This is a genomic window from Paenibacillus sp. cl123, from assembly GCF_900101595.1.
In the GTDB taxonomy this organism is placed as follows: domain Bacteria; phylum Bacillota; class Bacilli; order Paenibacillales; family NBRC-103111; genus Paenibacillus_G.
In genome coordinates this window covers 1-14591 of the sequence record NZ_FMYY01000043.1, presented here as the reverse complement: position 1 = coordinate 14591, position 14591 = coordinate 1, and the positions used below count along the sequence as shown (strand labels likewise).

Here is a 14591-nt window from a genome sequence, read left to right as displayed (position 1 = left end):
ATCCGTACTTCGAAACGATGGCGCGCAATGCGATGATCGGCCGATTCGGCAACTATCCGGGCTACTACCAGGATAGGGCGATCTTCCACCAGATGAAGGCGGATTACCCGTATACCGGTCCGGATTATACGTCGATCTACTGGCATCATATTCCGGTCTTCATCTCCATGCTGGAGGACTTCCTGATCAACAGCGCCTGGTCGAAGTCCGAGCGGCACATCGAATTCCCGTCGATTTACCAATCGGGGTACGCGTACTTCGCCTCGAATCAGTTCGGCCATGCGCCGGGCAAGTTCTATAACGAGGAAGACATGTGGCTGTGGCTGGATCGCGGCATTATTTCTCCCGACACCGTGGAGATCGATTATATCGCGGCGCGGAAAAACGGAGTGCTGGGTCTCGCCTTGATGAACGAAGGCAACGCACCGGTGAGCAGCACCATTGCACTGGGTGGGAAAGTGCCGGGCGGTGCGGGGTATACGGGCACTGCGACGGTCTACGAGGCGAATGGGACGGCATCTTCCGTTGCCGTGACGAACGGAAGCTTCACGATCGATATTCCATCGAAGGGGATTCGTTCGGTTGTGTTGAACATCCCGGGCGTTCAGGCGCCGGCTTATGCCAACCCGGATTATGTGTATTCCAATAATGCGCGCGGCACCGTATCGCAGCATACGAGGGGCAATGGACACGTCATCCAAATTACGCCGGAAAGCTATCATGCCTACGTCTACATCAGCGACCGGGACGATGCGACGAGCAAGCTGACCATGAAGTACCGGATCGGCAGCGGGCCGGAGACAACTGTGGACAACGCCGGATACCCTTACGATTTCTTGGTGAAGGTGGACGATCCGACGAAAAGCTTTACGTATACGCTGACGGCGACGAAGGCGAACGGCCAAACGGAGAATCTCGGCGGCGGAACGCTGACGCCGAATGATTTCGTCGATGCAGGCATCAAATTGCCGCAGTCGATTGAAGACTTCGAACCGTTCGAGACGACGGTAACCGTCAAGGGAACAAGTCCAACGGAGAAGACGCTTCGCTTCGTTGTACCGGTGGCGGATTTCCCGTTCCCGGTTACGGAAGACCTGCTGAGCGGCCTGCGCGTGACGGGTACGCTGGTGCATAAGACGGACGGCTCGACACTAACGCTGGACAGCTTCATCAAGCGGAATGAGGTGCGGACAGACGGCACCACCGTGCTGGTCGTCTACCCGACCGATGACGTGCCGCTCTTCACGTACACGAATTACAATCTGACGCTTACGATCCATCCGCCCGGAAAGCTGGGGGGCTTCGATCCGATCGATATTCGGGTAAGCTTTGCAGGGATGAACTCGTCGGAAGGTGTGATGCGGTGGGTCGTCCCTCAGTCGGCGTTCCCGTTTCCTATGCGGGAAAACATCTTGAGCGGCCTGCGCATTACAGGCACGTTGACGCACAAGACGAACGGCTCGACGCTATCGCTGAACAGCGTCATTAAGCGGAATGAAGTGCGCACGGACGGAACGACCGTCCTGGTTGTGCTGCCGGCCGGCCAGGTTCCGCTGCGGGATTACAACAAAGATTACTTTATCGATGTTACGATTCATCCGTTTGATGAAGCGCCGCCGGAGACGACCGCCGTCATCGCGCAGGAAGGCGGCACGGAAGTCAACGGCTGGCACACGGCTCCGGTTCGCGTGGAGCTGACGGCAACGGACGAAGCCTCCAGCGTGACCGAGACCGTATACCGGGTCAATAGCGGAGGATGGATACCGTATAACGGGCCGATCTTGTTCGGGAATGACGGCGTTTATACGGTGGAGTTCTACAGCAAGGACGCTGCCGGCAATGTCGAAACTGTGAAGGCGGTAAGCTTCCGCATTGATGCGACTGCGCCGGAGGCGATAGTATCGGCGAATCCCGAATCGATCTGGCCGCCGAACGGCAAGCTGCATACCGTTCAGGTGACGGTCGATGCGTCCGATGCCGGCTCCGGGGTGGCGTCGGTGGCATTAGTCTCGATCGTCAGTAATGAACCGGCCGAAACCGGCACCGATATAGTAGATGCGGCCTTTGGTACCGACGATCGGGAGTTCCAGCTTCGGGCGAAGCGATTAGGCGGCGGGGAAGGCCGAATCTATACGATTACCTACGTTATCACCGATGCAGCAGGCCATGCTGCTGAGGAAGCCGTCGCAGTCCGCGTGCCGCATAATCAATAGCAGAAGGGAAATTTGGAGCCGGTCGGCAGCAGCCCGACCGGCTCTTTCACTTGATTTCTCCCATTTTTCAACCCCGAAATGCCTGCTCCAGCTTGGCGATATCGAACCTCTTCATTTTTAGGAATGCTTCCGTTACCCGCTGGATCTGCTCCGGCGTTCCCTTCGACATCATCTCCTCCATGACAACGGGGGAAAATTGCCACGAAACGCCGAACCGGTCCTTGAGCCAGCCGCATTGCTCGGCTTCGGGAGCGGCTGACAGCTTGTCCGCGTAATGATCGAGCTCCTCCTGCGTCCGGCAGTGGACGAGCAGGGAGATCGCCTCGTTGAAAGTAAAGCCATGCTCGAACGCGCTGTCCATCGCCGCAAGCCAGGTGTTCTCGAGCTTAAAGTCGGTGAACATGACCATGCCCTCCTGATCCGGCTCCATGCCGGCGGGATATCTGACCAGCGGTCCCGGCTTCGAGTTGCGGAACACGGACAAATACAGCTCGCGGGCCTCTTCCGCCTTGCCGTAGTTGTCACCCGTAAATAGCAGGGAAGGGATGATCGTCGGCCGCGGCTCGCCCTCCGGGTTTGTCAGCATAAGCTGCCAAGTGACGCCGTATTTGTCCTGAATCCAGCCGTACCGTTTGCTGAACGGATATTCGCCGAGCGGCATCAATGCGATGCCTTCTTCGGCCAGCTTATTCCAAGTTTCATCGAGCAGTTCGCGCGCGCGGCTTTCCCGCGACGGATCGAAGTTGACGATAAACGAGATGGCAGGGTTGAACTTGAAGTAAGGTCCCGCCGAAATCGCCATAAACGGGGTGCCCCATATCGTAAATGAAATCAGATCGGCGTCGCCCGAGGGCGTATCGCGCAGCTTCGCAGCGCTTTGAATGCTGGATTCCGGAAATACGGAGCAATAAAACTCTGCGGCTTCCTTGGCTTGCGTGTCGAACCAGAGATGCGGGATGATCGAAAGGGCGGGCGAACTGTCAGTCACATGCGTCATCATAAATTCCTCCTTTTTTCTTGATTTTATCATAGAATCGGCAGAGCATATTTCTTTTGGATTGCGGCTTTGTGCAGCAGGCGTCTACCTTGCGCGCAGCCTCGCTGATTACTGCCAACCCGGTGCTTGACGGCCTGGCTCCGATGGAATATAAGAAAAGGATGGAATCGTAATAATCCTCTGCCCACATCCCCCGCATCCGCTCCCCAATCTGTTCTAGTGATTATTGACGCACCTACTTGTAAGCGCTTATAAAAAAGGGGTATTCCCAATAAAAGCGAGACAAGGAGAACAGGTGGAATGAGAAAATCGATGCAGGTCGTTGCTCTGATCATGTCCTTCGTCATGCTGATGTCTACGGTGGCTTTGAGACCATCGGCGTCAGCGGCGGCGGAACCGCCGGAAGGGATGATTCAGCTTGCGGACGGCAGCCATTGGAAAGGGAGCGTCTTCGGCGATGTGGGATCGGGCGGAATTACCGCAGCCAACTTCGGCATCAAGGAAAACACCGACGGCACGGTGACCTTGCGCAGCTCCAATAATGTAGGCAAAATCGCGACAGGCTCCACGCCTACCGAGGGGATCGCGTATTATTATCGGTCCATTCCGGCCGACGCCGACTTTGAGCTGACTGCTACCGCCACGGTAGATGCGTGGACGGCGAATAGCCAGGTGTCGTTCGGGCTGATGGTGCGCAGCAGCGTATTCGAGAACGTGTACGGCGCCGTTTATTCGGCCGGCGAATATGTGGCGGCAGGCGCAATCTCGCAGAAGATGCAGGCGTTTCACAAACAGCTGACGGCGACGCCGGACAGCGGCCTGAAGCCGGTAGTGACGATGGACCCGACAACGGCCGTGGCGCCCGCAGCAGGTGCATCTTACCCGCTTAGCATCAAGCGGATAGGCAATAACTACGTGCTGAAGATTGGGGACGATACGAAGACGGTGGAAAATGTATCCGCCGGAATGGCCTACGCCGGTCTGTATACAGCCCGCAATACGCAGGTGACGTTCAGCCAGATTCAGCTGTATATGGAACCGAAGGTGGATTTGGGAGAATGGCAGTTCAGCGCATTCGGTTCGAACACCAGTACGGGCTCATCCGGCCGTAATCCGGACCCGACCGTGAACGCGGACGGCTCGGTCACGCTGAAAGCGACCGGAGGCAAGGTGGCCGGAACCGACGAAGGCCTGTCGTATTATTACAAGCAGCTGCCTGCTGCCTCGAACTTCGAGCTGACGGCCAAGGCGACGGTGCGCAGCTTCAATAGTACGAGCTCCATCTCTACCCCCGGGCAGAAGTCCTTCGGATTAATGCTTCGCGACGATTTCAAGACCGGCAGCTCGACGCAATCATCCAACTACGTGGCGATAGGGGCATTCGGCGGGACGCCGAACGTGGTGCAGGCTTTCTACAAGCAGGGCGTAAGCGGTACGACAAGCGGAGGCAGCAATACGAAGCTGGATCTGCCCGGTGTCCCGGCTCCGGCCGCGAATGAAGTGTACGACCTCAAGATCAGGAAATCCGGCAGCGCGTATGAGATGACAGCAGGCGGAGTCAGCAGGCAGCTTGTGCTGGACAGCTTGTTTACGGACAATCTGTATGCCGGCTTGTATGTGGCCCGGGATGCCGAGGTGACCTTCAGTCAATTCGACATCAAGGTGAATACGAAAACCACGAATGACCTGATCGTCAATTCGGCGGCGATGAAAACGGAATATTTGATCGGCGAAGCTCTGGATCTGAGCGGCTTGCAGGTGACCGCCGTTCACGCAGGCGGGGCCCGGGAATCGCTGTCTCGCTTCGACTATATGGTGACGGGCTTCGACAGCGCCACCGAGGGTGCTAAGACGCTGACGATTCACTATAACGGCGTGACCGCTACCGTGACGGTTCAAGTGCTTTCGCTGACGGTGACAGCGCTGAATATCCAGTATTATCCGGCCAAAACGACGTATTACCTCGGCGATGCGTTTGACCCCGAGGGCTTCACGATACTTGCCTCGTACAATAATGGGGTCACGCGCGAGCTGACGGAAGACCAATACACGTTCTCCATCGATGGAGCGCCGCTTGCGGCTGGAGCGTATAAGTTCCAGACAGCGGGTGCGAAGACCGTTGTCGTCGCTTCGACAGAAACGCCGTCGATGACAGCCACGTTCGATATTATGGTGAAAAGTGCGGAGCTGACAGGGCTGGACATCCGCCAGCAGCCGCAAAAAACGCTTTATTATATCGGCGATAAGCTGGATCTTGACGGACTAGTGGTCTACGCCAAATATAATGACGGCACCGAGACTCGTCTGCTTAAGAATGAGTTCACGGTAAGCGCGCTTGATACGGGCAGCCCCGGCAGCAAGATGCTGACGATTGCGCACAAGGGGAAAACAGCGGAGCTGACCTTAACGGTCAAAGTCAAGGAATTGACCGGCATTCAGGTCACGGGATATCCGAAGACGACGTATGCGGCCGGGCAGGCATTTGACCCGGCGGGTCTGCAGGTGTCCAAGGTATATGATAACGGGGACCGCGAAGCGATGGACGACGGTCAATATTCGGTGGATGCATCTGCTTTCGATTCTGCCGAGCCAGGGACTTACGATATTCTCATTATGCCGTCCGATACGACTATTCAGCCGATCGTGCTGAAGGCGACGGTGCGCAGCGTGCAGCCACCGGTATGGAAGAGCATCCGCTTCGGCCAGTCCACCTCGGCGGCCAATAATAAGGTGACGGTCAAGGATGACGGCGCCGCAGTTGAACTGGTTGCTCTGGAAGGCGGCGGCAAAGTAACCGGAGACCATGACGGCATCTCGTTCTACTACACGGAAATTGACGCGGCTGAGGACAACTTCGTGCTGTCCGCCGATGTGTCGGTCATCGCTTACGCGAAGACGCCGCATGACGGACAGGAGTCGTTCGGCCTGATGGCGCGCGACGCGATCGGTACGGCGGGAGATTCCAGCGTATTTGCCTCCAACATCGCTGCCGTGGGCGGCTTTAGCGGCGGAACGGGCGCTGTTAACGGCACGCAATTTTTCATTCGGACCGGTGTGGAATCCAAGGATGGAGCCGGCAGTCAAGGCATTCAAAAGATCATGCTGAAGGAAGAAAGACCTTCTTCAGCGAACACATATCCGGCTCAGCCGTACCGTCTGACGCTGGCCAAAACGAACAGCGGTTATACGGCCAAGCTGAATGACGGAGCCGAGCAGATTTTCTATACGCCGGATATTCTGAACGTTCAGGATTCCAAAATTTATGTGGGCTTCTACGCTGCGCGTCTGGCGACGATCGAGGTCAGCAACATCCAGTTCGCGGTGACCGCGGCCCGGACGGACGCGCCGAAGGTGGAGGCGCCGGTCGTTCCGGCGACGCCCGAGCTTCATGTCGTGTCTCTGGATAAAACATCCGAGACGGACTATGCGCTGCGGGTGAGCTCCAATGTCCGCGGGACGGTCGCGGTGAAGCAGGGGCAAACGGTGATTGCTCAAGATACGGCCATCGAAGCCGGCAAAATCACGGCGATTCCGGCGGTGCTGGCGGCAAACGGCAGGACGAATTTCAGCGTGACGTTCCTGCCGGACGACACGCAGTATTTGACCTCCTATGACAAGCTGGTCCGCAATCATTCGGTCTCGGTGAAGTCCTACGTGCCCGGCGGGGATATATATGTGTCGCCGGCGGGGACGAGTGCGGGGACAGGGACGAAAGAGCAGCCGCTTGATCTGGATACGGCGATTCCATTCGTCAGACCGGGGCAGAAGATCATTCTGCTTGACGGAACGTATGCGCGCAGCTCCAAGCTGGAGATTCAGAAGTATAACGACGGCAGGCCGGACGCGCGCAAATATCTTGTAGCGGCTCCGGGGGCGAAGCCCGTCATTGATTTTGACAAGAAATCCGAAGGCGTTGTGCTAAGCGGCCATTACTGGCATGTATATGGCATTGACTTCAAACGATCGGCCGGCAATACGAAGGGCTTTACGGTCGGCGGCAGCCATAACATTGTGGAAAACAGCCGTTTCTATCAAAATGGCGACACCGGTCTGCAGATCAGCCGGACAGGCAATTCGGAGGACCGCTCCGAGTGGCCGTCTCATAACCTGATTCTGAACAGCGCCTCGTTCGATAACCGCGATCCGTCCGATAATAATGCCGACGGCTTTGCCGCCAAGTTAACTTCGGGCGTAGGCAATATTTTCCGCGGAACTATCGCTCACAACAACATTGACGACGGATGGGACTTGTATACGAAGGCAGGCACGGGAGCGATCGGCGCTGTGCTGATCGAGGACAGCATCGCCTTTAACAATGGATTCCTGACGGATGGAACCGTGGGCGCAGGCGATAAAAACGGCTTCAAGCTCGGCGGCGAAGGCATCCATGTGCCCCATGTGATCCGGAACAGCATCGCGTTCGGCAACGGAGCCTATGGCTTCACCAGCAACAGCAACCCGGGCGTCATTGCCGAGAACAATATCGGATTTGACAATGCCCGCGGCAATTTGAGCTTTACGACATACACGGGCATCAAGACGGATTTCAAGATCAGCGGTTTTGTTTCGTACCAGAAGAAGTATACAGCCAAGGATAGTTACCCCGCTGGCCTTGCGTCCAATACGAACTATTTCTTTGACGGCGCGGCGTCGGTCAACAAATCCGGCGTGAAGCTGACGGATGCGAATTTCGCAAGCCTGCAGCCGGTGAGTAATTACCTTAGAGATGAAGCTGGGAACATCATCCGAGGTGATTTCCTGAAATTCCTGGCGCCTACAGGACCGGGCACGGAGCCTGAGCCGGGAACAGATCCAGGAACGGATCCAGGTACAGATCCGGGAACAGATCCTGGCACGGGCGGTGATTCGGGCGGTGACACCGGTTCCGGCGGGACATCTGCTCCTGCAGCTCCTGCTGCACCGACGCCAGCCGCTCCGGTCAACACAGACGGTAGTGTGACGGTAAAGGGGACGGTCCAGACGGGCAGCGGCGGAAGCGTCAAAGTGGCGGTAGATTCGGCAGCTATCCAAGCTGCGCTCTCCAGCGCGAAGACGGGCGGCCAAGGCAGAAAGACGGTACGCATCGAATTGCCTGCCGAGGCAGCGGCTGGCAGGGGTTATGAGATCGTGCTGCCGGCATCGGCCTATCTCGAAGGCGCGGCTTCGGTGCAGTTTGAAGTGAAGAGCGCATCGGTCAGCCTGCTGCTGCCGGGCCACATGTTTACAGCTTCGCAGCTGGCGGGGGCTTCCCAGGTCGGCATAGCGGTGAAGCAGTCTCCGCCGCCGGCGTCGCTGAAGGAAAAGCTGGGTGGCCGTCCCGTGTACGACTTTCAGGCGACCGTGGACGGGAAGCCTGTAAGCTGGAGCAATCCTGCAGCGGCAGTCCGGGTGTCCGTTCCGTATAAGCCGGCAAGCGGCGAGACGGACCCGGAACTGATCGCAGTCTGGTATATCGACGGAGAGGGCCAGATTACTCCAGTTACAAATGGAAGATACAGAGCTGCGGATGGAAAGGTGCATTTCTCCACCCGTCATTTCAGTCAATATGCGGTTGTGTATAACCCTAAGACGTTCGAGGATATCAGTCTGACGCCTTGGGCCAAGCGGGAAACCGAGGTGATGGCCGCCAAAGGAATTATTAACGGCGTGTCCGATACGAGGTTCGCTCCGGATAACCGGATCACGCGCGCGGACTATGCCCTGCTGCTCGTCAGAGCGCTTGGCCTGTCGGCCCAAGCCGATATGGGCTTCACGGACGTACATCCTTCGGATTACTACTTCGAAGAAGTAGGCGCAGCCAGGAAGCTTGGCATCGTAAACGGAACGTCCGGCGGCCAGTTCGAACCGCAATCGCCGATCACGCGACAGGACATGTTCGTGATGGCAGCCCGGGCTCTGAAGGCGGCCGGCTTCAAGGCAGCGGCGTCTGGCGGAGCTTCCGGAAGCCCGGCGGAATTCGCGGACCAAGCGGCCATTGCCGGCTATGCGGCAGCAGCTGTTGCCGAGCTGAAGGCTGCCGGTCTTATCCAGGGCGATGACGCGAACCGGCTCCAGCCGGTTGCGGATACCTCGCGCGCGGAAGCGGCCGTGTTGATGTACCGGATATACAACGCTTTGTATGAGTAGAGGGATTTCGCTTGGATGAAAATAGGGATTTGCCAACTGGCCAAGCGAGCTGCAGCTGTTGGTGATACGAAAACACAAACGGGATGGAGCAGGAAATGTGCCTGCTTCATCCCGTTTGGCGTTCGCGTACCCTCGGCGCAGAAGCCGCGCGCAACTGTGCTGCCTTTCTAGGCAAGCTCACGGGAATGACGCATAGAGATCAGGGAGTTGCCAGCTGCACAAGTTTGGCTGTTGTGACCGGAGCAGGCGGCATGCTGATGCCTAAGACGGAGATGACGAGAGCGGAAGCGGCAGGCAGAAAAAGCCCGCTGCTTTTTTTAACTCCCATTTAGGTGCTATTAATCCTCTCTTAAGGTCCGTGAGCGATGATAGAGTCAACGAAAGAAAGTTATTCGTTAATCGCTGCTTCATCATTCATTAGAGATAGGGAGGCTGAATATAGATGGACAACAAGATGACAAGACAAACGCCTAATGCGGGTAAAGCCCCCAAGCTTCGGGGCATGGTGGCTGCATTTCTGGCAGGAACGATGATGACGGGCGGCTTGATGCTCGCTTCGGATAAAATGAACTTGTTTACGCCCGTTCGGGAGATGGCGGCGGCCACAGAGGCTGCGGCGGCCAGTGCGGGTACTGCGACTCCAGCTGCGGCCCAGGCCGGCGTAGAGACGGCGGCTGTCAGTCTGGGAGCGAACGGCGGCATCTCGGATATCGTCGAGCAGTCCAAGCCTGCGGTCGTGAAGATCGAAACCAAAATCAAGGCGGGGAACAGCGCGAACTCGCGGTTTAGCGATCCGAGATACCGGCAATTTTTCGGCAGCCAAGGCGAGACGGATGAGCTTCAGGACGGAGGAATGGGCACCGGCTTTATTTTCGAAAAATCCGGTTATATTTTGACCAATGAGCATGTGATCGAAGGCGCTGAGGAAATTTGGGTGACGGTGGAGGGCTATGACAAGCCGCTCAAGGCGACGCTGCTCGGAAACAGCTATGATTTGGATTTGGCCGTACTCAAGATTGAGGGAGACAAAGACTTCCCTTACCTCCCTCTGGGCGATCCCGATCAGGTCAAAGTCGGGGACTGGCTGGTCGCGATCGGCAACCCGTACGGCTATGATCAGACGGTTACCGTCGGCGTGCTCAGCGCGAAGGAGCGTCCAATCTCGATACAGGGCGATCAGGGGACGCGGGAATACAAGCACCTGCTGCAGACGGATACATCCATTAATCCGGGCAATTCCGGCGGACCGCTGCTGAACATGAATGGCGAGGTTATCGGCATCAATACGGCGGTGAACGCGGAAGCGCAAGGGATGGGCTTCGCTATTCCGACAAGCACGATTGCTTCGGTGCTGGAAAATCTCAAGAATAACGTCGCTATCCCCAAGGAGCCGGTTCCCTATCTGGGCGTCGCGCTGGAGGACGTCAGCGACGAGTGGGCTTCCGATCTGAAGCTGAGCGATAAGACCGGGGCGGTTATCACGCAAATTGTTCCCAAAAGTCCCGCATTTGCGGCAGGTATCCGTACTTACGATGTGATTACAGCCGTCAATGGCCACAAGGTAGCGAATGCCGAAGAATTGTCTGCGAAAATCAAGGAACTGGCGGTAGGCGACCAAATCACGCTGACTACCGTTCGCGACGGGAAAACAAGCGACGTTGCCGTAACGATAGGCAACAAGAACGCGGAGTGATGCGTAATGGATAGAAAACACACGCTGTATACGTGGCCGCTCCTTTCCTTTGTCTTTATAAGTATGCTGATCGCAGCTTATTCTTATGTCATTTAACAAGAAAAGCATCGTGAAGAGGCCGAACAAAGTCCAACAAACCCGGCCGAAGCTCTGCCTGCGGCTGTCGCCATAAAACAACCATAGCCCCTTGTCCCGCTTGCCGGGATAAGGGGCTGTGAGTTTGAGGCCGGGTTTGGTCAGCCGCGCGAAAACCAGTGGCTCCAGAAGGCGGTCTTTTTCTTTGGCGCCATATGCCGCTTGGACCTGGGCAGCATGTAATCTTCGTCGGAGTCGTCTATGGAAGGCGGCATCACGTCTGCCGTTACGGCTGTAGCGAGCTGCTGCGGCTCCAGAGGGATCGTTGACCACTGCACAGCGGCGGCCACCTCCAGCCGGAATTGCTGGCAGGCCTCGAATTGCTCCAGTCTGCTGGCAAGCGCGCGGTTTTCCTCCTGGAGCTCTCCGATGAGCTCATATAATAATTTCATAGTCAGCTTAGGGGCTTTCACCTGTTCCTGCGCGGGCTCAGGGCATACGGACGGCGGCATCGGCATAGGCTCCATTTCGTGAACAATCTCCATGGACATGTCCAACCTCCTCTAATTAAATGATGTATTTCTATCATATAGCAGCTAGATTAAGAATACAGTCGAAACCGACTGTCAAAAGAAAGGTAAACTTGTTCCACTTTGTCGCTCTTAAGCCGCAGGGAAGCAAGCTTATTGATCGGTATTTACAGAATGCCGTGCATGCTGCGGTAAGCGCGCGGCGAGACGCCTTGCCACTTCTTGAAAATATGACTGAAGTTATGCAAATCTTCATAGCCGACGAGCTTGCCGATATGTTGAATTTTATAGTCGGTTTCCCTTAGCATTCTTTTCGCCGCTTGATGGCGCATGTGCTGGAGATATTGTTGCGGCGTTAATTCAAAGGTCTGCTTGAACAAGCGGATGAAATGATCCTCGCTAATATTCAATCTGTCTGCCATGGCCGCATTGGAATAATGCAAGTGCATATGCTGCTGCAGCTCGTCGATCAGCCTCAGCAGCTGCTCGCGGTAAGAGGCGGCGCCGGTTCGTGCCCGGCTGGGCTGCAGCCTCAGCAGCGCGCTGAGCGCCAGCAGCATATACCCGCGGCAGGCCAGCTCAGAGCCGGATTGTTTGGATTTGAACTCGGTGCGGATCTCCTCCATCCATCTTACAATGTCCAGCGGAACGGAACGGTAGCACCGCGTAAACAGCGGCGAACCGTCCGACTGCAGCGGCCAAGCGCAGAAGAACCGCTCATCAACGCGATCTTCCTTGACAACCATGTCCAGATCAAAAGTGATTTCCAATTCATCGTACAGATCAAAGTGTACGCCGATCAGGTGAGCCAGAGGCTCTCCGCCCACGCGGATCCGGTGGCGTACCGCCGGCGGCAGAACAAGCAGATCTCCGGCTTCATAGAGAATGGGCTCCGTCATATCCTCGAATTCCACGAGCAAACTGCCTGTATATACATACATCAATTCACAATCATAAAGACGTCTGAAACTGCCCTGAGTTGACGGGAGGAATTGATGCTCGGCCCAATGAATGCTTGGGATAAAGCTGGCGGCAGACGCGGTTTTGGGCGGCCAGGACGGTTGGGAAGTTTCGGACACGGTCGATCCTCCTTGATAAATTTATCGCTAATTCACAACTTGGTGACGAAATGTCTTAAATACTTCAATGTTTTAATAGAGTAACATGGAACCATAAATCTCTACAATTCACAATGTTATTGAAGGAGTAGGTGCATGATGGACGGAAGTTCCGGCATGAGTCAAGGTAAGATAAGGTTAGGCGTAATCGGATTGGGGCATCGCGGCTTAAGCTTGCTGGGCCTGCTTCTGGGGATGGAGGATGTCGAGATTGTGGCCGTTGCAGATCCTCATGAGGATTACAGAGCCAGAGCAACCCAAGCTGCACAAAACGCCGGCAGGCAGTCACCCTCCACCTATAGCGGACATAAGGAACTCCTGGGCCGCGAGGATATAGCTGGAGTCATCATCGCGACGTCATGGACCAGCCATACGGAGATTGCGATTGCGGCGATGAAAGCGGGCAAATATGTGGGCTCCGAAGTAGGGGGAGCTTCTTCAATAGAGGAATGCTGGCAGCTGATCCGCACTTCGGAGGAGACCGGCATCCCGTGCATGCTGCTCGAGAACTGCTGCTACGGGCGGGAAGAGATGGCCCTTCTTAATATGGTGCGCCAGGGCGTATTCGGGGAACTCATTCATTGCCAGGGCGGATACCAGCACGATCTGAGAGACGAGGTTGCCGCGGGGATCGAGAACAGGCACTACCGCATTCATAATTATTTGAAAAGAAACGGGGACGTTTACCCGACGCACGGGCTGGGACCTCTCGCCAAATGCCTAAACATTAACCGAGGCAACCGTTTTGTAAGTCTTGCTTCGATGGCCTCCAAGTCGAGAGGCATATCGCTGTGGGCTGCCGAGCATTTGGGCCCGGACCATCTCGCCGCTCGTACCCCCATGGCCCTCGGCGATGTCGTCACGACGATGATCACATGCGCGGGAGGGGAGACGATCGTGCTTACCCACGACACCTCGCTGCCTCGTCCTTACTCCAGGGGAGGAAGAGTTCAGGGGACCCGCGCAATCTGGATGGAGGACGGCGCGCTCATGCATGTGGAAGGAGAAAGCCCGCCTCATAAATGGGAATCCTTTGAGCCGTACATGGAGAGGTACGAGCATCCGCTGTGGAAGCGATATAAGGAGGAAGGCGTTCGGGAAGGGCATGGCGGCATGGATTATTTATGTCTCCGGGCTTTTGTGGAAAGTGTCGCCGGACAAACGGAGCCCCCGATCGACGTGTATGATATGGCGGCCTGGATGGCCGTGACCGTACTGTCCGAGCAATCCGTCCAACTGGGAGGAAGCGCAGTCAGCTTCCCAGACTTCACCGGCGGGAAATGGATTTACGATCGGCAGCCGGGCACCGGACTGTATGACTTATAACGAATCTCTCGATAACTGGCGGGAGCAAACGAGTGCTGGCGAGTCTAGCAGGGGTTGCTCCTGCTTCTATGTCATATATAGAAGACATGCGTTGGAGGAGACTAGCAGCTGGTAAAAAAAATAGTGTTTAAAAGTATTGCAAAACAATGTCGAATATGATACATTACAACTCGGTCGTTCGTGAGAACGACGGCAAGCAGCACAGTTTGGAAGCTTCTGCACATGCGGTTAGACCCCTTGAATGGAAGGAAAAAATTGAGGTTGCAAAACAGAAACGAATATGGTACATTACTTCTCGCCCCTTGAGAGAGAGGGAAGCAAGAGTGCCAAGCAAAAGTGAATGAGAGCTTCTGAGCATGAGGATTACCCCTTGAATGGAAGAGTCGAAAAACACAGTTGCAAAAGAGATTCGGATGTGCTACATTACGAATCGCAAGAAGCGTACTAGCAATTGCCCTTTGAAAACTGAACAACGAGTGAGTGTTAAATAGAGAATGAAAATTCTCGCTAGCA

The 14591-nt window shown here is 56.0% G+C and carries 8 protein-coding genes; 4 read left to right on the top strand and 4 right to left on the bottom strand.

Annotated elements, in window-relative coordinates; translation table 11 throughout:
- Positions 1–2213 (top strand): OmpL47-type beta-barrel domain-containing protein (locus BLR08_RS31380; protein ID WP_371117919.1); only part of this gene is annotated, 2213 nt, incomplete at its 5' end.
- 67 nt (positions 2214–2280) lie between these two features.
- On the opposite strand, the gene BLR08_RS30345 is transcribed toward BLR08_RS31380, so the two are convergent.
- On the bottom strand, positions 2281–3210 hold the full coding sequence (locus tag BLR08_RS30345; protein WP_072337734.1) for a VOC family protein: 930 nt from the start codon (positions 3208–3210) through the stop codon (positions 2281–2283).
- Between the two features lie 300 nt (positions 3211–3510).
- On the opposite strand from BLR08_RS30345, the gene BLR08_RS30335 reads away from it, so the two are divergent.
- On the top strand, positions 3511–9336 hold the full coding sequence (locus tag BLR08_RS30335; RefSeq protein ID WP_072337739.1) for a bacterial Ig-like domain-containing protein: 5826 nt from the start codon (positions 3511–3513) through the stop codon (positions 9334–9336).
- Positions 9337–9535: 199 nt separating this feature from the next.
- Here the strand turns inward: BLR08_RS30335 and BLR08_RS31970 are convergent, their stop codons facing one another.
- The gene (locus tag BLR08_RS31970) at positions 9536–9664 is read right to left on the bottom strand and encodes a hypothetical protein (RefSeq protein ID WP_256257812.1); all 129 of its coding nucleotides are present in this window, start codon (positions 9662–9664) and stop codon (positions 9536–9538) included.
- A gap of 114 nt (positions 9665–9778) precedes the next feature.
- Between BLR08_RS31970 and BLR08_RS30325 the strand changes: the two genes are divergently transcribed.
- Positions 9779–11029 carry a S1C family serine protease gene (locus BLR08_RS30325; protein WP_072337743.1) on the top strand — a complete coding sequence of 417 codons (1251 nt, stop codon included), beginning with the start codon at positions 9779–9781 and terminating at the stop codon, positions 11027–11029.
- A 236-nt stretch (positions 11030–11265) separates the two neighbouring features.
- Here the strand turns inward: BLR08_RS30325 and BLR08_RS30320 are convergent, their stop codons facing one another.
- Together BLR08_RS30320 and BLR08_RS30315 are read right to left on the bottom strand one after the other, a co-directional pair.
- Positions 11266–11655, bottom strand: a complete 390-nt coding sequence (locus BLR08_RS30320; RefSeq protein ID WP_072337745.1) for a hypothetical protein — start codon at positions 11653–11655, stop codon at positions 11266–11268.
- A gap of 146 nt (positions 11656–11801) precedes the next feature.
- Positions 11802–12713 (bottom strand): AraC family transcriptional regulator, encoded by a 912-nt coding sequence (locus BLR08_RS30315; protein ID WP_072337747.1) that lies wholly within the window; start codon positions 12711–12713, stop codon positions 11802–11804.
- A 135-nt stretch (positions 12714–12848) separates the two neighbouring features.
- Between BLR08_RS30315 and BLR08_RS30310 the strand changes: the two genes are divergently transcribed.
- Positions 12849–14078 carry a Gfo/Idh/MocA family protein gene (locus BLR08_RS30310; protein ID WP_256257814.1) on the top strand — a complete coding sequence of 410 codons (1230 nt, stop codon included), beginning with the start codon at positions 12849–12851 and terminating at the stop codon, positions 14076–14078.
- Positions 14079–14591: the final 513 nt, after the last annotated feature.

What these genes read in the sequence shown, in the direction of transcription:
- BLR08_RS30345 (WP_072337734.1), bottom strand. Translation starts at nt 3,210, where the DNA reads ATGACGCATGTGACTGACAGTTCGCCCGCCCTTTCGATCATCCCGCAT.
- BLR08_RS30320 (WP_072337745.1), bottom strand. Translation starts at nt 11,655, where the DNA reads ATGTCCATGGAGATTGTTCACGAAATGGAGCCTATGCCGATGCCGCCG.
- BLR08_RS30310 (WP_256257814.1), top strand. Translation starts at nt 12,849, where the DNA reads ATGATGGACGGAAGTTCCGGCATGAGTCAAGGTAAGATAAGGTTAGGC.
- BLR08_RS30335 (WP_072337739.1), top strand. Translation starts at nt 3,511, where the DNA reads ATGAGAAAATCGATGCAGGTCGTTGCTCTGATCATGTCCTTCGTCATG.
- BLR08_RS31970 (WP_256257812.1), bottom strand. Translation starts at nt 9,664, where the DNA reads ATGGGAGTTAAAAAAAGCAGCGGGCTTTTTCTGCCTGCCGCTTCCGCT.
- BLR08_RS30325 (WP_072337743.1), top strand. Translation starts at nt 9,779, where the DNA reads ATGGACAACAAGATGACAAGACAAACGCCTAATGCGGGTAAAGCCCCC.